The sequence below is a fragment of the Enterobacter cloacae complex sp. P47BA genome (genome assembly GCF_014930485.1).
GTDB lineage: Bacteria > Pseudomonadota > Gammaproteobacteria > Enterobacterales > Enterobacteriaceae > Enterobacter > Enterobacter bugandensis.
In genome coordinates this window covers 187,771-211,696 of sequence record NZ_JADBRF010000001.1, presented here as the reverse complement: position 1 = coordinate 211,696, position 23,926 = coordinate 187,771, and the positions used below count along the sequence as shown (strand labels likewise).

Below are 23,926 nucleotides of genomic sequence, written 5' to 3'. Positions count from 1 at the left end.
ATCGAGGCGACAATTCAGGCCGCCGGACGGCGGCCAGTGAAGGAAGGATTACAGGTCGTGCTGCCAGGGCAACGCGGTCATCGCCCCCTTTGCCGTGGTGGCTAACGCGCCACAGCGCTGGGCTAAGGCGATTGCCGGAACCAGCTCCTGACCGGCGGCCAGCCCGTAGAGCAGCCCGGCGACGAAGGCATCGCCCGCGCCAGTGGTATCGACACATTGCACAGGGGTAGCCGGATAGTGTTTCACCGCGCCCTGATGCCAGGCGATAACGCCCTCTTTTCCCTGGGTGACCAGCACCAGGCGCGCCGGGCAGCGCTGCATCAGCGTGTTCAGACCTTCTCTTACATCCGCATCGCCGGTTAAAAATGCCAGTTCCTCAACGGAGAGCTTGACCACGTCGGCGCTCTGCAGGGCCTGTTGCAGGCAGCGACGCAGCGCGTTCTCATCCGGCCAGAGATCCGGGCGAATATTGGGGTCGAAGCTCACGTAGCCGCCCGCCTTCCGGATGGCGTCCATCGCCTGAAAGGTCGCCGAGCGGCTCGGCTCTGCGCTTAGCGCGATGGAACAGACGTGCAGCCACTCGCCCGCGCTGAACGTCGGCAGGTCAGCGGGTTCAAGAAACAGATCGGCGCTCGGGCGCACCATGAAGGTAAACGAGCGTTCGCCGTGGTCGTCCAGATCCACCACCACCGTAGAGGTGCGGTGGGCCGGGTCAAGGCGCATATGCTTCACGTCGACCCGCTCGTCAGCGAGCGTTTTCGCCATAAAGCGCCCGAAAGGATCGTCGCCAACCCTGCCGATAAACGCGCTTTTGCCCCCCAGCCGGGCAATGCCCACCGCGACGTTTGCCGGTGCGCCACCGGGGCACTGCAGTAATTTCCCTTCGCCATCGGGCAATAAATCCACCACCGCATCGCCAAGTACCCAGATTTTTTCCATGTGATCCTCTTAGCTAAACTATGTTAAACCGTTTTAGCTATTTAAGCACAGGCAGGGAAAAGGGGAAATAACGCGGGAGGAAAATTGCCTAACGCTTCAGATGAGGCCAGCGAATATCGCCAACGCCGTTAAGCTGCGGACGGGCAAACAGGAAGCCCTGGAAGCGGCGGATCCCGGCAGATTCTAACCAGCACCACTCCTCTATTTTCTCGATCCCTTCGGCCACCAGGGTAATTTCAAGATCGGAGCAGCAGCTGATGATGGAGCGCACAATCGCCTGCTTCGGGCCGCTGAGATGGATATCGCTGATGATTTCGCGATCGATTTTGATTTTATCCGGCTGGAAGCGGGTCAACAGCGAAAGCCCGGCATAGCCGGAACCGAAATCATCAATCGCCAGGCCAACCCCCTCACCGCGAAGCCGTTTTATGGCGCTGTTAAACTGGTTAAACCCGGAGATCATCTCGTTTTCAGTGACTTCAATGACCACCTGCTCCGGCTGAAGGCCATGTTTTTTAATCTCATCGACCAGAAATTCCACCGCGCCAGGGACATTCACCAGCGACATGGGCAGCAGGTTTACCGCGATTTTATGGCTACCAATGCCCAGCTTTTCCGCCAGCGCGAAGGCATACGCTTTCGTCTGGAGATCGACTTCATAGATTTTCGCCGGGTCCAGGGAGCTGAAGAAATGTTCCGGGCTGCCGCCGTCATTGCTACGGATAAGCGCCTCAAGGGAGCTGATTTTCCCTTCCGAGGGCTCGACAATTGGCTGCAGCGCAAACTGGCAGGTTTGCCCGGCAATCAGGCCCAGATGTTCGCCAAAGGGTAGCGCTTCGGTCGAGAGCGTCCATTTGTCCGAGGTGTAACGCGTCCCCGACGGGGCCGGACGTTTACCGGTTATAAAGGTCTGAATAAATTTGAACACCCGATCGTCGGAGGTCAGATAGCTGTCCAGCTTGCTGTAGCGCAGCACCGACTGCAGCACCTCTTTCGGCGACTGCGTTTGCAGGTCGAACAGCAGCATACCGACGTTTTCGAAGCGTCTGCGCGGACCATAGTCCCGCAGCAGTTCAACCACCCCGCTGTGACGCTTGTCCTCACGGATGGTGTGGAACAGTTTGACCACACTCTCTTCCGACCCTTCGAGGATCTGCAGAACGTCATTCCCTTTTGCCAGGAGGACGCCGGTAATATCCAGTTTTGTGTTGCGGCCTCTGGCGCGCTCCACCAGCTCCCGCAGTTCGGTAGACGGGCGGGATAAATTCAACTGGCTTCGGTAGATCAGCGTCGTCAGCACAAAAAGGGGTTCCAATGATAAAGAGAGGTGCCTTGAAGCTACTATGTAACATACTTAATCAATGCGACCTAACATATTCACGCCACAAGGGAACGTTACTTTTCCCCATCGCCAATCCTGCTGTCGATCCTCTCCTGCATATAGTCGTAAAACGGGTTCGAGGTGACCCGCATCAGCGCCTCTTTACCAACGCTCAACACGGACGTTTCTCCCCACAGCGCAATCGTTCCCAGGCTTATCCCGTAGCGGTTTTTCACCCCAGGTTCACGACCATAGAGATCGTCATCCGGCGGGAACGGCACGGCGATATGCGACAAGGAATAGACATCCTGCGGCCAGGTCTGCACAAGCGGCACAACCGTCTCCCGCGTGCTGCCTGCTGGCGTTGTTTTCGCCACCGTCGAGAAACTGTGTGCGTCCGCATTGGTAATAATCGTGACACCGTAACGTCTCTGCGCAACCGGCAGCAGCTCCGAGGTTGCCGTCCACGACGACGGCTTGAACAGCGGGCGGAAGCTGGCCGCCTGGTTGATATCAAACACCACCAGCTCGCTGCCGTTTGCCGGAAGCTGGTCAAACAGGCCGGTCACCACCGCGCGGGTGCTGACCGTAGAATCCATGACCGACTGGAACGCCAGCACCGGTGGCAAATTCGCCAGCCTGTTCTCCCGCGCCTCACGGCCAATCTGCTCCTGCAGGGCCTTCGTCAGCAGCCACGACTGGCGGGCGGCGTTCACCGGGAACGAGTTGTATTTATACGGATTATATTCCGGGGAGATATTCAGCCACGCCGCTTTGGCAAACGGCGGCAGCAGCGCCGGTAGCCCCGCAAAACCGGCAAAGCGCGCAAAGGCCGTCACGCCGATCATCGGTGAGAGTAAGATTACCTGCTGCGGTCGACGAAGCGCAGAGGAATCCAGCGCATCGAGAGCATATTTCATCGCCAGCGCCCCGCCGTTGGAGTACCCCACCAGATGCAGCGGCACGTTATCCCCCGTCAGGCGCGTGGCTTCCCGCACGGCAAGACGCGTCGCCGCGAGCCACATCTCCCAGTCAACGTCGGTCAGCGCGCCGGGCGCGGTGCCGTGTCCGGGCAGGCGCGGAACCACGGCCACGAAGCCGTGCTGTTGATAATTTTCGGCAAGGTGCCTGACGCTATAAGGCGAGTCCGTCAGTCCGTGCAGCAATACCACCGCGCCACGGGGTTTTCCTGCTGGCATCAGCACAAACGAACGGTTGGCATCGGGCGTGAACTGTCCCGGCCAAACCAGGCTTTGGCGATAATAGCGGTTTAGCGGCGTTTGTTCCTCGCCCGCTGTTTTCGCCGTCACCGCCCTATCAAGCTCGGCGAAAATGGCGTTTTCCCGGGCAACATACCCGGCAAAGTTGGTGTTATCGAGTTCACGCACGGACATCTCGTTCGCCCGCCAGGTGTGCCAGAGGTGCAGGTCCGGCCCCTGCTGCGAGAGATAGACCCGCACCGCCAACAGGACGACCAGGACGATCCCCACGACCATCCCTGTTTTCTTTGCAAGCGCCGTCAGGCGCACGCTGATTCGCCGGGGCAAATTCGCCATGCCGGGATCCCTTTTGTGTTCACTGTCCTTTTATCTTATCAAAAATGTGAACGGACTGACGTATTCATCAAATTCATACCTGCCGCGTCAGCCGCTGCACCAAAAGTGAACTACGCTGCACAAATGTTGATCATTGGTTAACTAAATATTGCGTGAAATTAACAGCACGGCGGGTTTTTTACCTCACCGTGAACATGGCACGCGTCGTGCATTGTTAACCCGGTAACACAAATCCAGCTTTTGACAGCCAGTTAACAGCGAGGCGGTATGACGACGAAACCCGAGATGTTGAGCCGTATCGAAGCGACGTTCAGCCAGCTCACTCCCAGCGAAAAGCGGGTCGGGAGCTGGCTGCTGGCGCACGCCGCGCAAATCCCGTTTGAAACCGCGGAAAGCGTCGGTCTGGCGAGCGGGACCAGCGGGATCACCGTCGGACGCTTCCTGCGCAAGCTGGGGTATCGCAACCTGGAAGATGTCAAAAAGAGCCTGCGCGATCCGTATCAGCCCTGGGGCATGAACGAGCGGCTGGACTCCTGGCAGCAGCAGCGTCCCCTGCCCAACCGCCTTCAGCATGCCCTCTCGCTGGAGGTGGACGCCATTACGCAGGTGTATCAGCTGGCGCAAACGGACGCCTTCCGTCAGGTGGTGCACAACCTGGCTCACGCCGACGCGGTGTTTGTGCTCGGGATCCAGTCCACGCGCGGGATCGCCAACGCCTTCTTCAGCCATCTCGAGTACCTTCGCCCGCGCGTGAGCTATTCCGAAGGCGCGTCCGGCAGTTGGGTGGAATCCCTCAACTCCGGGTTTTCGCACCCTTACGTTGTGCTGACCGATACGCGCACCTACTCCACGATGGCCCGCCAGTACTGCCGCGTGGCGAGCGAAAAAGGGATCCCACTGGCCTTAATCACCGACATCTGGTGCCCGTGGGCACGAGATTACCCGATGGATTTACTGCAGGTGAAAACCGATACCGGTCATTTCTGGGATTCGCTTGCCCCCGTGAGCTGTCTGTTCAACCTGCTGCTGTCGGGCGTGGTGGAAGCGCTGGGTGATGCGCTCCCGGCGCGTCTGGCGGTAAACCGACAATTACAACAAGAGTTTGGTCAATTCGAACGCTAAAGGAGCGGAGCTATGCCCGATGAGAGTGAACTGATTGACGTGGCGAAGACGTTTCCCACGCTGCATATCGATCTGAAGTACGCCACCGCCGACAACATCACCGGCAGGCCGATCTATCAGGAGGCGCTGTGCCTGCTGCATACCGACGCCGCCACCGCGCTGGCAAAAGCCATCAGCATTGCCGCCCTGGCCGGGCTGAAGCTGGTGGTGTACGACGCCTACCGGCCGCAGCAGGCGCAGGCCCAGCTGTGGGACGCCTGCCCGAACCCGGAGTATGTGGTCGACGTGGCAATTGGCTCCAATCACAGCCGCGGTACGGCCATCGACGTCACGCTGATGGACGAGCATAACAGCGTGCTGGATATGGGCGCCGGTTTTGACGAAATGCATGACCGTTCGCATCCCTATCACCCTTCCGTACCCCCGCACGCCCAGCGCAACCGTCTGCTGCTGAACGCCATCATGTTCGGCGGCGGTTTTGTGGGGATTAGCAGCGAATGGTGGCACTTCGAACTGCCGAACGCCGCCAGCTACCCGCTGCTTGATGACCGTTTTGCCTGTTTTCCCCTGACGCACACCTCTCTTTAACCTGGAGCACTGCCATGAAAACATCGCTTCTCACGACTCTGATTGCCGCCACGCTGGCGTTGAGCGCCCCGCTGGCGCTGGCCGCCGTCCCGAAAGACATGCTGGCGATCGGTAAAGCCGCCGACCCGCAAACGCTCGACCCTGCCATCACCATCGATAACAACGACTGGACCGTCACCTATCCTTCCTACCAGCGTCTGGTCAAGTACAAGCCCGGCTCTACCGAGGTGGAGGGCGATCTGTCGACGGGCTGGAAGGCGTCCGACGACCAGAAAGAGTGGACCTTTACCCTGGCGGATAACGCCAAATTCTCCGACGGCACGCCGGTCACCGCCGAAGCGGTCAAGCTCTCCTTTGAGCGCCTGCTGAAGCTCGGCCAGGGGCCGTCTGAAGCCTTCCCGAAAGATCTGAAAATTGATGCCGTCGATGACCACACGGTGAAATTCACCCTCAGCCAGCCGTTCGCGCCTTTCCTCTACACGCTGGCAAACGACGGGGCGTCCATCATTAACCCGGCGGTGCTGAAGGCTAATGCCGCGGATGACGCGCGCGGTTTTCTGGCGCAAAATACCGCCGGTTCCGGGCCGTTTATGCTGAAGAGCTGGCAGAAAGGCCAGCAGCTGATCCTGGTGCCGAACCCTCACTGGCCGGGCGACAAGCCGCACTTTAAGCGCGTCTCGGTAAAAATTATCGGTGAAAGCGCCTCGCGCCGACTGCAGCTTTCCCGCGGCGATCTGGACATTGCCGACTCCCTGCCGGTCGATCAGCTGGCGGCCCTGAAGCAGGAAGGCAAAGTCGCCGTCGCGGAATACCCCTCCCTGCGCGTGACCTATCTCTATCTCAACAACAGCAAAGCGCCGCTCAATCAGGTGGATTTACGCCGGGCCATCTCCTGGGCGACGGACTATCAGGGAATGGTAAAAGGCATTCTGAGCGGCAACGGCAAGCAGATGCGCGGCCCGATCCCGGAAGGGATGTGGGGCTTTGACGCCGCGGCAATGCAGTACAGCTTCGACGAAGCCAAAGCCAAAGCGGCGCTGGATAAGGTCAAAGACAAACCCGCCAGCCTGACCTTCCTTTACTCGGACAACGATCCGAACTGGGAGCCTATCGCCCTCTCCACTCAGGCGAGCCTCGGCAAGATCGGCATTAACGTCAAGCTGGAAAAACTGGCCAATGCCACCATGCGCGACCGCGTCGGTAAAGGCGATTACGACATTGCCATCGGCAACTGGAGCCCGGACTTTGCCGACCCGTACATGTTCATGAACTACTGGTTCGAATCGGACAAAAAAGGGCTGCCGGGCAACCGCTCGTTCTATGTGAACAAAGAGGTGGATTCGCTGCTGCAGGCCGCGCTGAAAACCACCGACCAGGCGGAACGCACCAAAGATTACCAGCAGGCGCAAAAGGTGGTGATTGACGAAGCGGCCTACGTCTATCTGTTCCAGAAGAACTACCAGCTGGCGATGAACAAAGAGGTCAAAGGCTTCACCTTTAATCCTATGCTCGAGCAGGTGTTCAACATCGCCACCATGAGTAAATAACGGTTCTCGTCGGGGGAAAGCGTATGACGTTCTGGAGCATCGTGCGCCAGCGCTGCTGGGGGTTACTCCTGGTGGTGGCCGGTGTCTGTATTATTACCTTTATTATTTCACACATGATCCCCGGCGACCCGGCGCGTTTGCTGGCGGGCGATCGCGCCAGCGACGAAATCGTGCAGAACATTCGCCAGCAGCTGGGGCTGGATCGGCCGCTCTATGTGCAGTTTGGCCGCTACGTGGACGCCCTGGCCCACGGTGATTTAGGCACCTCCATCCGTACCGGACGCCCGGTTGCGGAAGACCTGAAGGCCTTTTTCCCCGCCACGCTGGAGCTGGCCTTTTGTTCTTTGCTGCTGGCGCTGGTTATCGGCGTGCCGCTGGGGATCTTGTCGGCGGTGTACCGCAACCGCTGGCTGGATCACCTGGTGCGTTTAATGGCGATGACCGGGATTTCCACGCCTGCATTCTGGCTTGGGCTGGGCGTGATTGTCCTGTTTTACGGGCATCTGCAGATTCTGCCGGGCGGCGGCAGGCTGGACGACTGGCTCGATCCGCCGACGCACGTCACCGGGTTTTATCTGCTGGACGCCCTGCTGGAAGGCAACGGTGAAGTCTTTTTCAACGCGCTGCAGCACCTGATTTTACCCTCGCTGACGCTGGCGTTTGTTCACCTGGGCATCGTGGCGCGCCAGGTGCGCTCGGCGATGCTGGAGCAGCTTAGCGAGGACTACATCCGCACCGCACGCGCCAGCGGGCTGCCCGGCTGGTACATCGTCCTGCGCTACGCCCTGCCGAATGCGATGATCCCGTCCATTACCGTGCTCGGGCTGGCGCTGGGCGACCTGCTTTACGGCGCCGTCCTGACCGAAACCGTCTTTGCCTGGCCGGGTATGGGCGCCTGGGTGGTGACTTCCATTCAGGCGCTGGACTTCCCGGCGGTGATGGGCTTTGCCGTCGTCGTTTCGCTGGCCTACGTGCTGGTTAATCTGGTGGTCGATCTGCTTTACCTGTGGATTGACCCGCGAATCGGGCGCGGAGGTGCCGAATGATGTTAACGCAGGAAACACCCGTCCCGGTGAAAACCACCAGACAACGCATCAACTGGGCAAAGCTGTTCTGGATGCTGCGCCAAAGCCCGCTCACGATTGTCGGCGGCGTCATTATGGTCGCGATGCTTTTGCTGATGGTGACCTCGCCGTGGATAGTGCCGCATGACCCGAACGCGCTGGATCTCACCGCCCGCCTGCAGGCACCTTCTGCGCAACACTGGTTTGGCACCGATGAGGTGGGACGCGACCTGTTCAGCCGCGTGCTGACGGGCAGCCAGCAGTCGATTACCGCCGGGCTGGCGGTGGTGGTGATTGCGGGCGGCATTGGCTCGCTCCTGGGCTGTTTGTCCGGCGTCCTGGGCGGGCGCGGCGACGCCGTCATCATGCGGGTGATGGACATTATGCTCTCCATTCCTTCTCTGGTGTTGACCATGGCGCTGGCCGCCGCGCTCGGTCCGAGCCTGTTTAACGCCATGCTGGCGATTGCGATTGTCCGCATACCGTTCTACGTGCGGCTGGCGCGCGGGCAAACCCTGGTGGTGCGTCAGTTCACCTACGTTCAGGCCGCCCGCACCTTTGGCGCCTCCCGCTGGCATTTGATCCGCTGGCATATCCTGCGCAACGCCCTGCCGCCACTGATCGTGCAGGCGTCGCTGGATATCGGCAGCGCCATTCTGATGGCCGCCACGCTGGGGTTTATTGGCCTGGGCGCGCAGCAGCCCACCGCCGAATGGGGCGCGATGGTGGCCGTGGGCCGTAACTACGTTCTGGACCAGTGGTGGTACTGCGCCTTTCCAGGTGCGGCAATTTTGATTACCGCCGTGGGCTTTAATCTGTTTGGCGACGGTATCCGCGATCTGCTGGATCCGAAGTCAGGAGGCAAACAGTAATGACCGAACCGGTACTCAATATTGAAGACCTGCATCTGAGCTTCCCGGTTTTTCGCGGGGAGGTTCATGCGCTGAACCACGTTTCGCTTGAGATCGGCAGGGGCGAAATTGTCGGCGTGGTGGGCGAATCAGGGTCGGGCAAATCCGTTACCGCCATGCTCGCCATGCGCCTGCTGCCAGAGGGCAGCTACCGTATTCATCACGGTCAGGTGAGATTACTCGGTGAAAACGTCCTGACGGCGTCCGAGAAACAGCTTCGCCAGTGGCGCGGCGCTAAAGTGGCGATGATTTTTCAGGAGCCCATGACCGCCCTAAACCCGACACGGCGGATTGGCAAACAGATGGTGGAGGTGATTCGCCAGCATCAGCCGCTTTCCCGGCGCGAGGCGCAGCAGAAGGCGATCGCCCTGTTGGAAGAGATGCAAATTCCGGACGCGAAGGAGGTCATGGCGCGTTATCCGTTTGAACTCTCCGGCGGCATGCGCCAGCGGGTGATGATCGCCCTTGCCTTCTCCTGCGAGCCGGAGCTGATCATCGCCGACGAGCCGACCACCGCGCTGGACGTAACCGTCCAGCTCCAGGTGCTGCGCTTACTGAAGCATAAGGCGAAGGCCAGCGGCACCTCGGTGCTGTTTATCAGCCATGATATGGCCGTAGTGTCCCAGCTCTGCGACAGAATGTACGTAATGTATGCGGGCAGCGTGATAGAGAGCGGTGCCACGCAAACGCTGATCCACCGCCCTGTGCATCCCTATTCTATCGGCCTGCTGCGGTGCGCGCCGGAAAACGGCCAGCCGCGCGATCTGCTGCCCGCCATTCCCGGAACGGTGCCCAACCTCAGCCAGCTTCCGCAGGGGTGCGCTTTCCGCGATCGCTGCTTTGCCGCGGGGGCAAAATGCAGCGAAACGCCGCGCCTGCAGCCCCATGGCGCAGAGGGCCAACAGGCTGCCTGCTGGTATCCACAACGGGAGAAACACCATGTCTGATGTACTGCTGGAACTGGATAGCGTGCACGTGAACTTTGCGGCGCGCAAAAACTGGCTGGGCCGCGTGACGGAACGGGTCCATGCGCTCAACGGGCTGGATCTCCAGATCCGTCGGGGCGAAACGCTGGGCGTTGTCGGGGAGTCCGGCTGTGGGAAAAGCACGCTGGCGCAGCTGCTGATGGGGATGCTTAAACCCAGCGCCGGCGCATGCCAGCGTGCCCACCATGCCGGTGGCATGCAGATGGTGTTTCAGGATCCGCTCTCCTCGCTCGACCCTCGATTGCCGGTCTGGCGCATCATTACCGAGCCGGTGTGGGTGCAAAAACGCAGCAGCGAGCGCGAGCGCCGTCAGCTGGCGGCGGATCTGGCGCTGCAGGTGGGCATTCGCCCGGAATATCTCGACCGCCTTCCACACGCCTTCTCCGGCGGGCAGCGCCAGCGCATTGCCATCGCCCGGGCGCTTTCGTCCGACCCGGATATCATCGTGCTCGATGAACCCACCAGCGCGCTGGATATCTCCGTGCAGGCGCAAATCCTCAACCTGCTGGTGACGCTACAGCAGCAGCGTAATCTGACCTACGTACTGATCTCGCATAACGTCTCGGTGGTCAGACACATGAGCGACCGCGTGGCGGTGATGTATCTCGGACAGATTGTGGAGCTGGGCAGCGCCGCGCAGGTACTTGGCGAGCCGCGCCACCCCTATACCCGCCTGCTGCTCGATTCGGTTCCCCGCACCGGAGAGCCGCTGGATGAAACGCTGGCGTTACGCAAAACGGAGCTTCCCGGCAACCGTCACCTGCCCGAAGGCTGTTTTTTCCGCGACCGCTGCCCGATGGCCGCGCAGGGGTGCGAACGTCCTCAGCCGCTACAGCCCTCTCGCGAGGGCCGTCACGTTCGCTGCTGGCGCAGCCTGGGTTAAATTTGCGCCATCCCGCCGTCCACAAACAGCTCGGTGGCGTTGATAAAGCTGGCCGCGTCGGAGGCCAGAAACGCCACCGCTTTACCCACCTCGAGCGGCGCGCCTAAACGTCCGAGCGGCACCTGCGCGGCCAGCGCGTCGTACAGCCCCTGGCGGTGTTCTTCCGGCACCAGATCCCCTAAACCAGGCGTTTTGATCGGGCCCGGGCTTACGACATTGACGCGGATCCCACGGCCCTGCAAATCCAGCGCCCAGGAGCGGGCAAAGTTACGCACCGCGGCCTTACTGGCGCTGTAGACGCTGAAGTTAGCCGTCCCCTTAACCGACACCGTCGAGCCGGTCAGAATGATCGACGAGCCTGTTGATAACAGCGGCAGCGCCTTCTGCACCGTGAACAGCACCCCGCGAACGTTGGTGCCAAAAATCCGGTCAAACTGTTCTTCGGTGATCGCGCCCAGCGGCAGCATATCGCCGCCACCCGCATTGGCGAACAGAATATCGAGACGGCCTTCTTCTTTTGCTATCCGGGCATAAACCGCATCCAGATCGGCAAGCTTAGAGACGTCCGCGCGAATGCCCACTGCGTCAGAAGCAATCTCTTCTACCGCGGCGTCAAGTTCGGCCTGACGACGCCCGGTGATGTACACCTTCGCGCCCTGTGCCGCCAGCTCCTGCGCCGTGGCAAGACCAATACCGGTGCTGCCGCCGGTGACCAGTGCAATTTTTCCTGAGAGAGTCGTGTTCATGTCATTTACCTTTTTGTGTTTGCGTTGGACAGACTTTATCCCTTGCGACATTTATGAAAAATGGGCAAAAATGAAAATGACTATTCACCCATGGAAATAATCAGAGGTCATCATGGATCAGCTTATGGCGATGCGCGCCTTCACGCGGGTGGTGGAATCCGGCAGCTTTACCCGCGCGGCGGACTCGCTGAATATGCCGATCGCCACGCTGAGCAAACTGGTTAAATCCCTTGAGGCGCACCTGGCGATACGTCTCCTTCACCGGACGACTCGTCGGGTGGTCACGACGCCTGAAGGGCTGGAATACTATGAAAAAGCGCGCCGGGTGCTGATTGATATCGAAGATATCGACACCTCGTTTCGCGTTTCCCGCGCGACGCCCAAGGGACATTTGCGGGTTGACGTGGGCGGTTCCACCGCACGGGACGTGCTCATCCCCCTGCTGCCGGATTTTATGCAGCGCTACCCGGATATCCGTATCGATCTTGGCGTGGCCGATCGTCCGGTCGATCTTATCAGCGGTAACGTAGACTGCGTGATCCGCGGCGGCCCGCTGAACGATTCAACACTTATCGCACGTCATCTCGGTGACGCTCAGATGGTCACCTGCGCGACGCCGGGTTACCTTAAAAACCACGGCGTTCCGGCCTATCCGCAGGAGCTGCGCAACGGCCACAAGCTTGTTAGTTATCTCTCTCCCGTCACCGGGCGGTCGTTTCCGTTTCGCTTCCGGCAAAACGGCGAGGCGCTGGAAATCACTCTTCCGCACTATCTCGGCGTCAATGAAAGTAACGCTCATCTGGCGGCAGCCGCGGCGGGTCTGGGGATCGTTCAAACCTTTGAGTATTCAGCAAAGACCTATTTGCAGGCGGGAGCGCTGGTGGCGATTCTGGGTGACTGGCAGCCTGCCGCGTACCCGTTTCACGTGGTCTACCCGCAGAACCGGCATTTGACGCACAGACTGAAGGTGTTTATCGCCTGGCTGGCGGAGGTGTTCCCCGCCGCGCTGAAGGGATAGCCGGGCACAAACCCGGCTGTGATTTAGTTAAGCTTATAGTCCAGGGTAATTTCGGCCTTGAGCAACTGCGACACCGGACAGCCCGCTTTGGCTTTCTGAATAATGCCGTCAAACTGCTGTGGCGCAATGCCCGGAACGGTGACCTTACTTTGCAGCGCAACCTTAGTGATGGCAAAGCCGCCGTCGGTTTTATCCAGAGAGACGTCCGCGGTCGTATCAATCGAATCAGCGGTATAGCCCGCTTCACCCAGCATCAGCGACAGCGCCATGGAAAAACAAGCCGCATGTGCCGCGCCGATCAGTTCTTCCGGGTTAGTCCCCTTTTCACCCTCAAAGCGGGTGTTAAAGCCGTAAGGCTGTTGGTTGAGAACGCCGCTCTCGGTGGAAACCGTTCCTTTCCCGCGCTTAATGTCGCCAGACCAGTGTGCCGAACCGTGCTTATGAATCGTCATTCTTGCTCTCCTTTTGGCTTACAAAGGGTTAAGTATAGACTACACATCTGACACGCCCTGGAACACAGACGATTCCGTGTCTTTCACCTGCTGTACCGACAACAAGGATAATGATATGACGCTAAAAATCAGGATGGCCGTCGCGGTAGCCACGCTGGCTCTCTCTCTTTCTTCACTGGCCAAAACGCCGGAAAACTTTATCTATACCAGCTCAGGCGACCTCGACGCGGCGCTCCCGCTGGTTGCGCGTGGCGACATCGGCGGCGTGCAGATCGTGTACAACTGGCGCCAGCTTGAACCCGAGAAGGACAGCTATGACTTCTCGCGGATTGAGCAGGATCTGGCGCGTCTTAAGGCCGCCCGGAAAAAACTCTTTATTCAGATCCAGGATCGTTTCTTTGAGCCGGACGCCCGCTACGTCCCGGACTATCTGATGCACGATAAGCAATACAGCGGCGGGATTGCGCCGCAGTTTGATAACCCCGGCGAGGGCAAGCCTGTCGGCGCGGGATGGGTAGCGCGTCAGTGGGACCCCACGGTGCGCCAGCGCTACCAGGCACTGCTGGCAGCGCTCGCAAAACGCTTTGATGGCGAGGTGTATGGCGTAAACCTGCCTGAAACCGCGATTGATATTGACGAGAAAAATCCGCCAGCGGGCTTCACCTGCGATAGCTATTTCGCGGGTGAGATGGAAAATCTGGCCTTTGCGCGCAAGGTTTTTCAGAAATCACATGTGGTGCAGTACGTGAACTTCTGGCCGTGCGAGTGGGATAACGACCACAACTATATGGGACGTGTTTTTGCGTATGCCAGCGCCAACAATATCGGCCTGGGCGGGCCGGACATTGTGCCCAACCGCAAGGCGCACATGAAGAATGCCTATCCCTTCTTCCATAAAAATAAACAGGCGCTGCCGCTCATCGCCATGGCGGTTCAGGAGCCGACTCTGACCTATAAGGATCCTCAGACCGGAAAACCGTTCACCAAAGCCGAGTTTGTCCGCTTCGGCGAAAATTATCTCGGGGCCAATATTATTTTCTGGAGCACGGCCTCTCCCTGGCTAAAGGCAAAATAATCGCCCCTCAGGCAAGGTGGCGGGACAGTTCGTCAAGAAACACGCGCAGCGCGGCAGGCTGGTATTCCCGTGACTGATAAATGCCGTGGATGGCAAGCGGTTTCGGCTCCAGCGACGCCAGTACCGGCACCAGTAATCCCTGCTCAAGCGCGGCGCGCGCTTCGCGCTCCGGCAGCATGGCGATGCCGCAGTGCTCGATCGCCGCGTTCATGAGCAGTGAAGAGATACTGGCGCTCAGGTTGCCGCTGACGGCCACGCTCAGGCTTTCGCCTTCCGGGGTCAGGAAGTGCCAGGACTGCCCGGCGAAAAAGCTGTAGTGCAGGCAGTTATGCTGCGCCAGTTCTTCGGGGCTGACGGGCGTGCCGTGCTGTGCCAGATACGCCGGCGAGGCGCAGAGCACCGATCGACACTCCCCCAGCCGGCGGGCGATCATGCCGGGCTCCGGGTTATCGGTAATGCGCACCGCGACGTCAATGCGCTCTCCCACCAGGCTGACCGGATGGTTGTTCACGTCCAGCTCAATGCGCAGCTGCGGGTAGCGCGAGAGCAGGCCGGGCAGGACCGGCGCAATCAGGTGCATGGCGGTAAAGTGCGCGCAGGCTACCCGTAGCGTGCCGGACGGCAGATCTTTTTCCGACTGACCTTCGATTTCCTGCGAGATCTGCGAGAGCGTCCGCGTTTTTTGCAGCACCTTTTCCCCTGCCGCCGTCAGCGTCAGCTTGCGCGTGGAGCGGTTTACCAGCCGCGTCCCCGCCCACTTCTCCATTTGTTCAAGGTAACGGCTCACCATCGGCCGGGAAATGCCCAGCGCGCGGGCGGCCGCGCTCAGGCTTCCCAGCTCGCATATCCGGTTATAGACCTGAGCGGCAATAACGCGATCCATATAAGCTCCATCTGCTCGATTTATGAAACTAAGCATGTCTTGTTTCAGGAATTCTGGCAAATGAGAATATCCGTACAATAGAGACATTCCTGAACAACAGAGACAACAGCATGAAACTCCCCCATATTGCCCTGCTTTCCACCCTTTTCGCTCCGGCCGTTTTTGCCGCGCCGTTGACGATTGATACCTATAACCCGCAGGATAAAGGCATTTTCGCGGTCTCCTCCACGCTCGTTTCCGGCCCGAAAGAGGCGGTGCTGTTTGACGCGCAGTTCAGCGTGAAGGATGGCGAAGCGCTGGTAGAGAAAATTCGCCGCAGCGGTAAAACGCTGAATAAGATTGTGATCACCTCCGGCGATCCGGATTTCTATTTTGGCCTGCAGCCGCTGGTGAAGGCCTTCCCGAACGCCAAAGTGGTGGCCACGCAGCAGGTGGTTGACCATATTAAGGCCACCAAAGACGCCAAGCTCGCCTTCTGGGGCCCGCAGATGAAAGACGGCGCGCCAACGGAACTGGTGGTGCCGCAGGTGCTTGCCTCCACCACCTTTATGATTGACGGGGAAAAGGTCGATATCGAGCAGCCGGACAGCTATGCGGCCTACGTGTGGATCCCGTCCGTGAAAACCATCCTCGGCGGCACCGGGGTCTCCTGGGGGATTCACGTCTGGACGGCTGATACCCAGACGCCGGCTCGCCGTCAGCAGTGGCAGCAGACCCTGGACAACATGGCCGCGCACAAGCCGGAACGCGTGATCCCAGGCCACTACCTGGGCACGCCACCGTCCGGAACCGGGGCTATTGATTTTACCCGTGGCTATCTGCAGCATTTTGAACAGGCGTTGTCGGCACATAAAAACTCTGCGGGCGTCATCGGTGCACTGAAAAAACAGTATCCGGGTCTGGCAGAAGAGAGCTCTCTGGAATTAAGCGCCAAAGTGAATACTGGCGAAATGAAGTGGTAATTTAAAAACGGCTCCTGCTATATTCCCGCGATAGCAGGAGCACCGCCATAATATCCGCACTGCCTCACGCCAATATATCCCTCCGTTTTAAAAGCGCATAAAAGCATGCACTTATGTCATTTTTATTTCTAAGATGAATCTGAGACACAACCGGGGAAATATTTGCCATTCTGTTTATGAATTAAATTTTTTGCGAGCCGTACCATTAAACAGACAACGACACGGAGGCAGCATGTTTACTTATTACCCGGCTAATACCACAGCAGCACAACCTGAACTCGTTAACGCGATTGCGCAGGGTCTTCACGCCGAGCACGGTGCTGTGACTGAAGATGACATTTTAATGGAACTGACCAAGTGGGTGGAATCCACGGATAATGACATCCTCAGTGACATCTACCAGCAGACCATTAACTACGTCGTCAGCGGGCAAAACGCACCTTTGTAAAAACCTGCTAAGCTGGATCTGCAACCTAAGGGGTTACATTTCGTTTGCGAAAGCAAACTGGTCCTTAAAACTATCAACAGGATTGAGGAGTTAACATGAAATCGAACCGTCAGGCACGCCACATTCTGGGACTGAACTACAAGCTTTCAAATCAGCGCAAAGTGGTGATTGAAGGCGACCACGAAACGCAAGTCACTCACGCCACCGGCAGAAAACGCCACGCGGGCAAGTAAGTTCCAGACTGAGATCCAGAACACCATCGGCAAAACCGATGGTGTTTTTGTTTATGTGTTGCGGTAATTAATATTTAGCTCCTTTATAATACCGCCTGACCGCACCCCGTAGCACAGGCCAGAAAGATGACAAACAGCAGTGTCAGGGACGGATCTTCAAAAAAAGAGTGAGTGACATGGACAACAAACTGAAAAAACATCGTTCCTTATATATCCCTTATGCCGGCCCGGTTTTACTCGAATTCCCCCTGCTCAACAAAGGCAGCGCCTTCAGCATGGAAGAGCGCAGCAGCTTTAACCTGCTTGGCCTGCTGCCGGAAGTGGTTGAAACCATTGAAGAGCAGGCAGAGCGCGCGTGGATCCAGTATCAGGGCTTCAAAACCGAGATCGACAAACACATCTACCTGCGCAACATCCAGGACACCAACGAAACCCTCTTCTATCGCCTGGTGCAAAACCATCTCGAAGAGATGATGCCGGTGATCTACACCCCAACGGTGGGTGCGGCGTGCGAACGCTTCTCTGAGATCTACCGTCGCTCACGCGGCGTCTTTATCTCTTATCAGAACCGTCACAACATGGACGACATTCTGCAGAACGTGCCGAACCACAATATTAAAGTGATTGTGGTGACGGACGGGGAACGTATTCTCGGCCTCGGCGACCAGGGCATTGGCGGGATGGGGATCCCAATCGGTAAACTCTCTCTCTACACCGCCTGCGGCGGCATCAGCCCGGCGTACACCCTGCCGGTGGTGCTGGATGTCGGCACCAACAACCAGCAACTGTTGAACGATCCGCTGTACATGGGCTGGCGTCATCCGCGTATTACCGACGACGAGTACTATCAGTTTGTCGACGATTTCATTCAGGCCGTGAAGCACCGCTGGCCGGACGTTCTGCTGCAGTTTGAAGACTTTGCGCAGAAAAACGCGATGCCGCTGCTGAACCGCTATCGCGATGAGATCTGCTCCTTTAACGACGACATCCAGGGCACCGCAGCGGTGACCGTGGGCACGCTTATCGCCGCCAGCCGCGCGGCCGGCAGCCAGCTGAGCTACCAGAAAATCGTCTTCCTGGGCGCAGGCTCTGCGGGCTGCGGCATCGCCGAGCAGATTATTGCCCAGACGCAGCGCGAAGGCTTAAGCGAAGAGCTGGCCCGCTCCCGCGTCTTTATGGTGGACCGTTTCGGCCTGCTGACCGACGGCATGCCGAACCTGCTGCCGTTCCAGACCAAGCTGGTGCAGAAGCGCGAGAACCTGAAGAACTGGGACACAGACAACGAAGTGCTCTCCCTGCTGGACGTGGTGCGCAACGTGAAGCCGGATATTCTGATCGGCGTTTCCGGGCAAACCGGTCTCTTCACCGAAGAGATTATTCGCGAGATGCACAAGCACTGCGAGCGCCCTATCGTGATGCCGCTTTCTAACCCGACCTCCCGCGTGGAAGCGACGCCGCAGGACATCATCGCCTGGACCGAAGGTAACGCGCTGGTTGCCACCGGCAGCCCGTTCGATCCGGTGGTATGGAAGGATAAAACCTATCCGATCGCCCAGTGCAACAACTCCTATATCTTCCCGGGCATTGGTCTGGGCGTGATCGCCTCCGGCGCGTCCCGCATTACCGATGAGATGCTGATGTCAGCGAGCGAAACCCTTGCGGGCTATTCGCCGCTGGTCAACAACGGCGAAGGGCTGGTGCTGCCGGAACTGAAGGACATTCACAAGGTGTCGCGCGCTATCGCGTTTGCGGTGGGTAAAATGGCGCAGCAGCAGGGCGTGGCGGTGAAAACCTCTGCCGACGCGCTGCAGCAGGCTATTGATGATAACTTCTGGATGCCTGAATACCGCAGCTATCGCCGTACCTCGATTTAATTGGCTCCGACCCTTCCCTCTCCTCAAAAGGGAGAGGGAACGTGAACACCCTCCTCCCTTTATTTTCTTTGCCGCTTCTACAGTATTCCCCTGACCATTATTTAAAAAATCAATATTCCGACAACAATTCATATCTCATTGAAATATAAATATTTTGCATAACATTTTTTGCCTATTAAACAGTTTCTTTTAAAGGTTTAGTAACGTTCCGTATCACTAAATTCATTAATTGAAAAAGGAGTTTTGAAATGGCAATTCCGGCTTACCTTTGGCTTAAAGATGACGGCGGCGCAGATATCAAAGGCGCTGTTGATGTACAAGATCGCGAGGGAAGTATCGAGATATTAGGGTTCGGTCATGGACTGTATCTGCCAACAGATAACATGACAGGAAAAATAACGGGTACGCGCGTTCATAGTGCGCTGGTATTTGAAAAGGAGTTTGACAGTTCTAGCCCTTACTTATACAAGGCCGTGGCAAAAGGCCAAACGCTGAAAAGTGCCGAGTTTAAGTGGTACAAGATCGACGACGCGGGTCAGGAAGTCGAATACTTCAACATGTACCTGGAGAACGTAAAAGTTGTCTCAATATGCCCCTTGATGCATGACGTAAAAAACTCGGCAATGGAAAAACATAATCATCTAGAAAATGTTTCCCTGCGTTATGAGAAAATCACGTGGCAACATTGCGACGGTAATATCATCTTTGCAGACTCATGGAATGACCGTTCATGAATCTCCTGCAATGCTATTTCCACCTCAACGGCGGTAAGTACGCAACACTGTCTGTGCCCGGAGTGGGCTTTTTCCCAGCATTTTCGGGGAATGGCAATGCAACAAATCGTCCCGAAAGCGCGTCTCTACCCGACATAGGCCCTCTCCCTCCGGGCCGATATTACATACTATTACGTGGATTAGGTGGTTGGTATACTCAAACAAAGGACAGTGTAAATGCATTTTTCACGGGTTCCAATCGGAGCGAGTGGTTTGCTTTATATCGCGATGACGGATTGATAAATGATGAGACTTTTGTGAACGGTATAAGGCGAGGAGAATTCAGATTGCACCCTATCGGACCATCTGGATTAAGTAAGGGATGTATCACGCTTTACAGTCAGAGCGATTTTAAGGTTCTGGCATCAGCCTTGCTACGAACGGGAGGGCTGCAACTGGGAAACTATATGATTGCTCATGGCGTTGTGCAGGTTTATTAATGAAGGTGATACTACTGGCACTGCTATGGTGTACGGCAGTGTTTCTTTCGTTACTCACACTATATAAAGTTATTCCACCGGAAGCGCAGTACTCTATTGCGGAGCATTTTAAAATATATGGCGACGAATTGATCATGGATTTCGTTCTGTACCTTTTTTTAGGTGTTTCCGCATTCAGTGCGTCAGTTCTCACACTAGCCCTGTATGTTCTTATACGAAAAAAATAATTCTGGGCAGCACTGCTGCCCCTCTGTTTGGTATATGCAGGAAAACGTTGTATAGTGATAGTCACCTACAAACTCATAACATATAAGGAGGCCAATTATGCTGTATCGTGAAATTTTCAATGTTTCACATACATTTGGTGATCGCACCAGCTCAAGCGTTATCGGTATCGTGCTGCGATAACTTCTGCTTGAGCGAAGACACCAACCCCTGAAATCCCTTCTCTCGGGCTTACTGAGTTATCGTCAGCGATGTTTGACGAGGCATAAACATGCCTGTAACTCTTGGGTAAGCAACAATGAGCACTTTACTCACTGCACAATCTTTACGCGTTGATACGGCGTTTGGCACGCTCTTCGACTCTCTCTCCTTTACGCTGAAAAAAGGCGACCGCATCGGCCTGCTGGGCGACAACGGCTGCGGCAAAAGTACGCTTTTAAAGGTGCTGGACGGAACAAATATCCCAGCCGCCGGAACGGTAGCGCTGGCCGGGCACTGCCTGATGGCGCGCGTGGAGCAACATCTCCCGGACGCCATTTTCCCGCTGACCATGCTGGATGCCGTACTCGCGCAACTGCCTTTAGCTGAGCACGACAGCCTGCGCTGGAAAGCCGAAACGCTGCTGGCGAGCATGGGCTTCACGCCGCAGGATATGACGCTGCAATCCGCCACCCTGAGCGGCGGACAGCACACCCGCCTGCTGCTGGCGCGGGCGTTGATTCACGAGCCGGATCTGCTCCTGCTGGATGAACCCAGCAACCACCTGGATCTGCCGACCATGCTCTGGCTGGAACACTTTTTACAGAACTGGTCAGGCAGCTTCGTGCTGGTTTCGCACGACAGACAACTGCTGGATGCCGTCACAAACGGCAGCTGGATCCTGCGTGATAAGACGCTGCACTACTTTGCCCTTCCCTGTACGGCCGCCCGTAAAGCGCTTGCAGCAAAAGACGAAAGCGATGCGCAGCGCCACAAGGCGGAGCAAAAGGAGATCGACCGCGTGACCGCCAGCGCCAAACGTCTGGCGACCTGGGGTAAGGTTTATGACAACGAAGACCTGGCCCGCAAAGCCAAGCAGATGGAAAAACAGGTCGAACGACTCAAAGAAAGCCAGACCGCGCTCACGGCGGGCAGTCCATGGACGCTAACCCTGCGCGGCGACGCGCTGCGGGCGGACCGTCTGCTGGAGATGGAAAACCTCAGCGTCCCGCCTGCGCCCGGGCTACCGCCGCTGTTTAACATCGAAACGGCGCGGCTGAAAAGCGGCGATCGCGTGGCAATTGTCGGTCGTAACGGCTGCGGTAAATCGTCGCTGATGAAGCTTATCTGGCGACATTTTGTGGATGAACCGACGGACAGCGGGCTGAAAATCCATCCGCGCGTCTCGCCGGGCTACTACGACCAGACGCTGCATCAGCTGCCTGATGACGCCACGCTGCTCGACGCGCTGGAACCTTTCGCTCCCGACCCGCAAAACAGGAAGATGGCGCTCATCAGCGCCGGGTTCCCGTGGGCGAGACACGGGCAAAAAGTCAGCACGCTCAGCGGCGGCGAGCGCTCTCGCCTGCTGTTCGTCGGGCTGACGCTTGCACGATATAGCCTGCTGATGCTGGATGAGCCCACCAACCATCTCGACATGGAAGGCAAAGAGGCACTGGCGGAAACGCTGCAACAGTTCGAAGGCGGCGTGCTGCTGGTCAGCCACGATCGCCAGTTAATTAGCCAAAGCTGTAACCGCTTCTGGCTGATTGAGGACGGCTGGCTGAGCGAGTGGCACGATGCTGAAGCCGTGTTTGAGCGGCTGCGTGAAAGCGCGGGGCTGGGGACATCCGCCGCGCCCGTCGTCACCGCTGGCGAGATTCAACCCTCGCCGTACGACGATCTGCTGGAGCGGCTGATCGCGCTGGAAACGCTGCTGGAAGACGATCTGGCGCGTAAGCCGAAACATCAGAAGCCGCAGCTGCAGGCGCAATGGCGTAGAGAAATTGAGGAGATTGAAGCCCAGCTGTAAATCTGCGCCCGGCGAGCACCTCGCCGGGCCAGCATTTTCCCCCTTAATTATTAGAGGATCGCCGTATTCTTAATCTGAAATCGAATCAAATGATGACATTATGTTGCCGCAGCCTTGCATTACCAGGCTAATGTATTAATCCTTAAGGGGTACTACACCTGCTATGCAGATTCTTATCATGAACAAGGAGATACACATGAAGGCTGCTGTTGTTACTCAGGATCATCAGGTCAATGTTACTGAAAAAACCTTACGCCCGCTTAAGCATGGGGAAGCCCTGCTGAAAATGGAGTGCTGTGGTGTATGCCATACCGACCTCCACGTGAAGAACGGTGATTTTGGCGATAAGACCGGGGTAATCCTGGGCCATGAAGGTATTGGTATCGTGAAAGAAGTCGGCCCTGGCGTGACGTCGCTGAAAGTCGGCGACCGCGCAAGCGTGGCCTGGTTCTTTGAAGGATGCGGTCATTGCGAATACTGTAATACCGGTAACGAAACCCTGTGCCGTGACGTGAAAAACGCCGGTTACTCCGTTGACGGCGGCATGGCGGAAGAGTGCATCGTCACCGCGGATTACGCGGTAAAAGTGCCGGATGGTCTGGATTCGGCGGCGGCCAGCAGCATCACCTGCGCCGGTGTCACCACCTACAAAGCGGTGAAAATCTCCGGCATAAAACCGGGCCAGTGGATCGCGATTTACGGTCTGGGCGGGCTGGGCAACCTCGCGCTGCAGTACGCCAAAAACGTGTTTAATGCCAAAGTCATCGCTCTGGACGTTAACGATGAACAGCTGAAGCTGGCCGCGAGCATGGGTGCGGATTTAACCATCAACTCACGCAGCGAAGATGCCGCTAAGATTGTGCAGGAAAAAACCGGCGGCGCGCATGCCGCAGTCGTCACCGCCGTCGCAAAAGCGGCCTTCAACTCGGCGGTGGATGCCGTGCGTGCCGGTGGCCGCGTGGTCGCCGTTGGCTTGCCGCCTGAAGCGATGAGCCTGGACATTCCGCGCCTGGTGCTGGACGGTATTCAGGTGGTAGGTTCGCTGGTTGGCACCCGTCAGGATCTGCAGGAGGCCTTCCAGTTTGCGGCCGAGGGCAAAGTAGTGCCGAAAGTGACGATGCGTCCTATCGAGGACATCAACGCCATCTTTAAAGAGATGGAACAGGGCCAGATCCGTGGCCGTATGGTGATCGACTTACGCTCGTAAACACCTTTTGCCGGGTAGTGGCTACGCCTTACCCGGCTCATTGCTACGACGAACGACGAACTGAAATCCACTCCTGAACCTCAATCTGGAAGGTGTCCGGCGCTTTTCGGTACATTTTACGCGCCAGGTCGAGAATAGTATGACGCGCGAGCTCCTCTTCCATCCGCTGCTGCGCGCTATCCATGACTGAACGTACTCCGCACGGGCCGTCGCAGACCCAGGCAGGCGGTGCTTCATCAAACACGGCCAGCCGCTGGCGCACTTCACGACATTCGAACATGTTTTTCTCGCCGTCAATGGCATGCGCCACATCCAGCACGCTGATCAGCTCCGCCGGACGCGCCAGCTTAAAGCCCCCGCCCTTGCCTTCCGTACTGATGACCAGCCCGGCACGTGACAGGCGTGTGAAGATTTTGCCGAGGTAGTCATACGGCACGCCCTGCAAGGCAGCCATCTCCCGGACGCTCATCTCACGCTCGTTGCCCTTCGCATCCACCATACACATCAGGCTGTGAATGCCGTATTCCACACCGGAACTGTAAAACGCCATGGTTAACTCCGAATTAGTGTTCGGAGCATTATAACGATTTTTAACTCAGAAAGAAGTTGTCGGAGTTAACTCCGACAAGTATAGTGGCAGTTATGTCAGGCACGAAGCCTGG

At 57.6% G+C, this 23,926-nt stretch carries 24 protein-coding genes; 17 read left to right on the top strand and 7 right to left on the bottom strand.

Annotated features, from left to right (window positions below):
* Positions 1-48: 48 nt before the first annotated feature.
* The 3 genes from IM299_RS01010 to IM299_RS01000 form a co-directional block, all read right to left on the bottom strand.
* A complete protein-coding gene (locus IM299_RS01010; RefSeq protein WP_193356859.1) occupies positions 49-939 on the bottom strand; it encodes an aminoimidazole riboside kinase in 891 nt (296 codons plus the stop codon).
* A gap of 88 nt (positions 940-1,027) precedes the next feature.
* Positions 1,028-2,239, bottom strand: coding sequence for a diguanylate phosphodiesterase (locus tag IM299_RS01005; protein ID WP_028013219.1), 1,212 nt, complete (start codon positions 2,237-2,239; stop codon positions 1,028-1,030).
* A 95-nt stretch (positions 2,240-2,334) separates the two neighbouring features.
* On the bottom strand, positions 2,335-3,816 hold the full coding sequence (locus IM299_RS01000; protein ID WP_193356858.1) for an alpha/beta hydrolase: 1,482 nt from the start codon (positions 3,814-3,816) through the stop codon (positions 2,335-2,337).
* Positions 3,817-4,083: 267 nt separating this feature from the next.
* Here IM299_RS01000 and IM299_RS00995 point away from each other — a divergent pair, with 267 nt between their 5' ends.
* From IM299_RS00995 to IM299_RS00965, 7 genes are read left to right on the top strand one after another with little or no spacing between them, the layout of a single operon-like run.
* Complete coding sequence (locus IM299_RS00995) at positions 4,084-4,938, top strand: MurR/RpiR family transcriptional regulator (protein ID WP_045630451.1); 855 nt, start codon at positions 4,084-4,086, stop codon at positions 4,936-4,938.
* Positions 4,939-4,950: 12 nt separating this feature from the next.
* On the top strand, positions 4,951-5,526 hold the full coding sequence (gene ddpX / locus IM299_RS00990) for a D-alanyl-D-alanine dipeptidase (protein WP_028013222.1): 576 nt from the start codon (positions 4,951-4,953) through the stop codon (positions 5,524-5,526).
* A gap of 14 nt (positions 5,527-5,540) precedes the next feature.
* Positions 5,541-7,073: an ABC transporter substrate-binding protein gene (locus IM299_RS00985; protein ID WP_193356857.1), complete on the top strand. Its 1,533-nt coding sequence runs from the start codon at positions 5,541-5,543 to the stop codon at positions 7,071-7,073.
* Between the two features lie 23 nt (positions 7,074-7,096).
* On the top strand, positions 7,097-8,119 hold the full coding sequence (locus tag IM299_RS00980) for an ABC transporter permease (protein ID WP_041909885.1): 1,023 nt from the start codon (positions 7,097-7,099) through the stop codon (positions 8,117-8,119).
* Positions 8,116-9,009, top strand: coding sequence for a D,D-dipeptide ABC transporter permease (ddpC, locus tag IM299_RS00975; RefSeq protein WP_048958273.1), 894 nt, complete (start codon positions 8,116-8,118; stop codon positions 9,007-9,009). Before IM299_RS00980 ends, ddpC begins: the two co-directional genes overlap by 4 nt.
* On the top strand, positions 9,009-9,995 hold the full coding sequence (locus tag IM299_RS00970; RefSeq protein ID WP_182033811.1) for an ABC transporter ATP-binding protein: 987 nt from the start codon (positions 9,009-9,011) through the stop codon (positions 9,993-9,995). The genes ddpC and IM299_RS00970 overlap by 1 nt, the downstream gene beginning before the upstream one ends.
* Complete coding sequence (locus IM299_RS00965) at positions 9,988-10,917, top strand: ABC transporter ATP-binding protein (protein ID WP_041909880.1); 930 nt, start codon at positions 9,988-9,990, stop codon at positions 10,915-10,917. Before IM299_RS00970 ends, IM299_RS00965 begins: the two co-directional genes overlap by 8 nt.
* Here IM299_RS00965 and IM299_RS00960 read toward each other — a convergent pair.
* Complete coding sequence (locus tag IM299_RS00960) at positions 10,914-11,663, bottom strand: SDR family NAD(P)-dependent oxidoreductase (protein WP_193356856.1); 750 nt, start codon at positions 11,661-11,663, stop codon at positions 10,914-10,916. The genes IM299_RS00965 and IM299_RS00960 overlap by 4 nt on opposite strands.
* Before the next feature lie 112 nt (positions 11,664-11,775).
* Between IM299_RS00960 and IM299_RS00955 the strand changes: the two genes are divergently transcribed.
* Positions 11,776-12,681, top strand: a complete 906-nt coding sequence (locus tag IM299_RS00955; protein WP_193356855.1) for a LysR family transcriptional regulator — start codon at positions 11,776-11,778, stop codon at positions 12,679-12,681.
* A 23-nt stretch (positions 12,682-12,704) separates the two neighbouring features.
* Here the strand turns inward: IM299_RS00955 and IM299_RS00950 are convergent, their stop codons facing one another.
* Positions 12,705-13,133, bottom strand: a complete 429-nt coding sequence (locus tag IM299_RS00950; protein ID WP_028013230.1) for an OsmC family protein — start codon at positions 13,131-13,133, stop codon at positions 12,705-12,707.
* 115 nt (positions 13,134-13,248) lie between these two features.
* Between IM299_RS00950 and IM299_RS00945 the strand changes: the two genes are divergently transcribed.
* The gene (locus tag IM299_RS00945; RefSeq protein ID WP_193356854.1) at positions 13,249-14,208 is read left to right on the top strand and encodes a hypothetical protein; all 960 of its coding nucleotides are present in this window, start codon (positions 13,249-13,251) and stop codon (positions 14,206-14,208) included.
* A 7-nt stretch (positions 14,209-14,215) separates the two neighbouring features.
* On the opposite strand, the gene IM299_RS00940 is transcribed toward IM299_RS00945, so the two are convergent.
* Positions 14,216-15,091, bottom strand: a complete 876-nt coding sequence (locus IM299_RS00940) for a LysR family transcriptional regulator (RefSeq protein WP_047365094.1) — start codon at positions 15,089-15,091, stop codon at positions 14,216-14,218.
* A gap of 110 nt (positions 15,092-15,201) precedes the next feature.
* Between IM299_RS00940 and IM299_RS00935 the strand changes: the two genes are divergently transcribed.
* From IM299_RS00935 to adhP, 8 genes are all read left to right on the top strand, one after another.
* Positions 15,202-16,053 (top strand): Vmh family MBL fold metallo-hydrolase, encoded by an 852-nt coding sequence (locus IM299_RS00935; protein ID WP_048958280.1) that lies wholly within the window; start codon positions 15,202-15,204, stop codon positions 16,051-16,053.
* Between the two features lie 232 nt (positions 16,054-16,285).
* Positions 16,286-16,501, top strand: a complete 216-nt coding sequence (gene bdm / locus IM299_RS00930) for a biofilm-dependent modulation protein (protein ID WP_023335793.1) — start codon at positions 16,286-16,288, stop codon at positions 16,499-16,501.
* A 95-nt stretch (positions 16,502-16,596) separates the two neighbouring features.
* A complete protein-coding gene (gene sra / locus IM299_RS00925; RefSeq protein ID WP_008501714.1) occupies positions 16,597-16,734 on the top strand; it encodes a stationary-phase-induced ribosome-associated protein in 138 nt (45 codons plus the stop codon).
* 176 nt (positions 16,735-16,910) lie between these two features.
* Complete coding sequence (locus IM299_RS00920; protein ID WP_028013235.1) at positions 16,911-18,608, top strand: NAD-dependent malic enzyme; 1,698 nt, start codon at positions 16,911-16,913, stop codon at positions 18,606-18,608.
* Positions 18,609-18,856: 248 nt separating this feature from the next.
* Entirely contained in the window at positions 18,857-19,342 is a 486-nt protein-coding gene (locus IM299_RS00915; RefSeq protein ID WP_041909869.1) for an Hcp family type VI secretion system effector, read from the top strand.
* Positions 19,339-19,821 carry a DUF2778 domain-containing protein gene (locus IM299_RS00910; protein ID WP_071993720.1) on the top strand — a complete coding sequence of 161 codons (483 nt, stop codon included), beginning with the start codon at positions 19,339-19,341 and terminating at the stop codon, positions 19,819-19,821. The genes IM299_RS00915 and IM299_RS00910 overlap by 4 nt, the downstream gene beginning before the upstream one ends.
* A gap of 523 nt (positions 19,822-20,344) precedes the next feature.
* Entirely contained in the window at positions 20,345-22,057 is a 1,713-nt protein-coding gene (locus IM299_RS00905; protein WP_048958282.1) for an ABC-F family ATP-binding cassette domain-containing protein, read from the top strand.
* Positions 22,058-22,253: 196 nt separating this feature from the next.
* Entirely contained in the window at positions 22,254-23,264 is a 1,011-nt protein-coding gene (gene adhP, locus IM299_RS00900) for an alcohol dehydrogenase AdhP (RefSeq protein ID WP_041909867.1), read from the top strand.
* 43 nt (positions 23,265-23,307) lie between these two features.
* Here the strand turns inward: adhP and IM299_RS00895 are convergent, their stop codons facing one another.
* The gene (locus IM299_RS00895; protein WP_028013240.1) at positions 23,308-23,814 is read right to left on the bottom strand and encodes an Rrf2 family transcriptional regulator; all 507 of its coding nucleotides are present in this window, start codon (positions 23,812-23,814) and stop codon (positions 23,308-23,310) included.
* Positions 23,815-23,926: the final 112 nt, after the last annotated feature.

Excerpts from the sequence above, each read along its gene's own strand:
- ddpX (WP_028013222.1), top strand. The coding sequence starts at position 4,951 with ATGCCCGATGAGAGTGAACTGATTGACGTGGCGAAGACGTTTCCCACG.
- IM299_RS00950 (WP_028013230.1), bottom strand. The coding sequence starts at position 13,133 with ATGACGATTCATAAGCACGGTTCGGCACACTGGTCTGGCGACATTAAG.
- sra (WP_008501714.1), top strand. The coding sequence starts at position 16,597 with ATGAAATCGAACCGTCAGGCACGCCACATTCTGGGACTGAACTACAAG.
- IM299_RS01000 (WP_193356858.1), bottom strand. The coding sequence starts at position 3,816 with ATGGCGAATTTGCCCCGGCGAATCAGCGTGCGCCTGACGGCGCTTGCA.
- IM299_RS00915 (WP_041909869.1), top strand. The coding sequence starts at position 18,857 with ATGGCAATTCCGGCTTACCTTTGGCTTAAAGATGACGGCGGCGCAGAT.
- IM299_RS00920 (WP_028013235.1), top strand. The coding sequence starts at position 16,911 with ATGGACAACAAACTGAAAAAACATCGTTCCTTATATATCCCTTATGCC.
- IM299_RS00985 (WP_193356857.1), top strand. The coding sequence starts at position 5,541 with ATGAAAACATCGCTTCTCACGACTCTGATTGCCGCCACGCTGGCGTTG.
- adhP (WP_041909867.1), top strand. The coding sequence starts at position 22,254 with ATGAAGGCTGCTGTTGTTACTCAGGATCATCAGGTCAATGTTACTGAA.
- IM299_RS00945 (WP_193356854.1), top strand. The coding sequence starts at position 13,249 with ATGACGCTAAAAATCAGGATGGCCGTCGCGGTAGCCACGCTGGCTCTC.
- IM299_RS00905 (WP_048958282.1), top strand. The coding sequence starts at position 20,345 with ATGAGCACTTTACTCACTGCACAATCTTTACGCGTTGATACGGCGTTT.
- ddpC (WP_048958273.1), top strand. The coding sequence starts at position 8,116 with ATGATGTTAACGCAGGAAACACCCGTCCCGGTGAAAACCACCAGACAA.
- IM299_RS00910 (WP_071993720.1), top strand. The coding sequence starts at position 19,339 with ATGAATCTCCTGCAATGCTATTTCCACCTCAACGGCGGTAAGTACGCA.
- IM299_RS01010 (WP_193356859.1), bottom strand. The coding sequence starts at position 939 with ATGGAAAAAATCTGGGTACTTGGCGATGCGGTGGTGGATTTATTGCCC.
- bdm (WP_023335793.1), top strand. The coding sequence starts at position 16,286 with ATGTTTACTTATTACCCGGCTAATACCACAGCAGCACAACCTGAACTC.
- IM299_RS00980 (WP_041909885.1), top strand. The coding sequence starts at position 7,097 with ATGACGTTCTGGAGCATCGTGCGCCAGCGCTGCTGGGGGTTACTCCTG.
- IM299_RS00960 (WP_193356856.1), bottom strand. The coding sequence starts at position 11,663 with ATGAACACGACTCTCTCAGGAAAAATTGCACTGGTCACCGGCGGCAGC.
- IM299_RS00955 (WP_193356855.1), top strand. The coding sequence starts at position 11,776 with ATGGATCAGCTTATGGCGATGCGCGCCTTCACGCGGGTGGTGGAATCC.
- IM299_RS00995 (WP_045630451.1), top strand. The coding sequence starts at position 4,084 with ATGACGACGAAACCCGAGATGTTGAGCCGTATCGAAGCGACGTTCAGC.
- IM299_RS00965 (WP_041909880.1), top strand. The coding sequence starts at position 9,988 with ATGTCTGATGTACTGCTGGAACTGGATAGCGTGCACGTGAACTTTGCG.
- IM299_RS00940 (WP_047365094.1), bottom strand. The coding sequence starts at position 15,091 with ATGGATCGCGTTATTGCCGCTCAGGTCTATAACCGGATATGCGAGCTG.
- IM299_RS00970 (WP_182033811.1), top strand. The coding sequence starts at position 9,009 with ATGACCGAACCGGTACTCAATATTGAAGACCTGCATCTGAGCTTCCCG.
- IM299_RS00895 (WP_028013240.1), bottom strand. The coding sequence starts at position 23,814 with ATGGCGTTTTACAGTTCCGGTGTGGAATACGGCATTCACAGCCTGATG.
- IM299_RS00935 (WP_048958280.1), top strand. The coding sequence starts at position 15,202 with ATGAAACTCCCCCATATTGCCCTGCTTTCCACCCTTTTCGCTCCGGCC.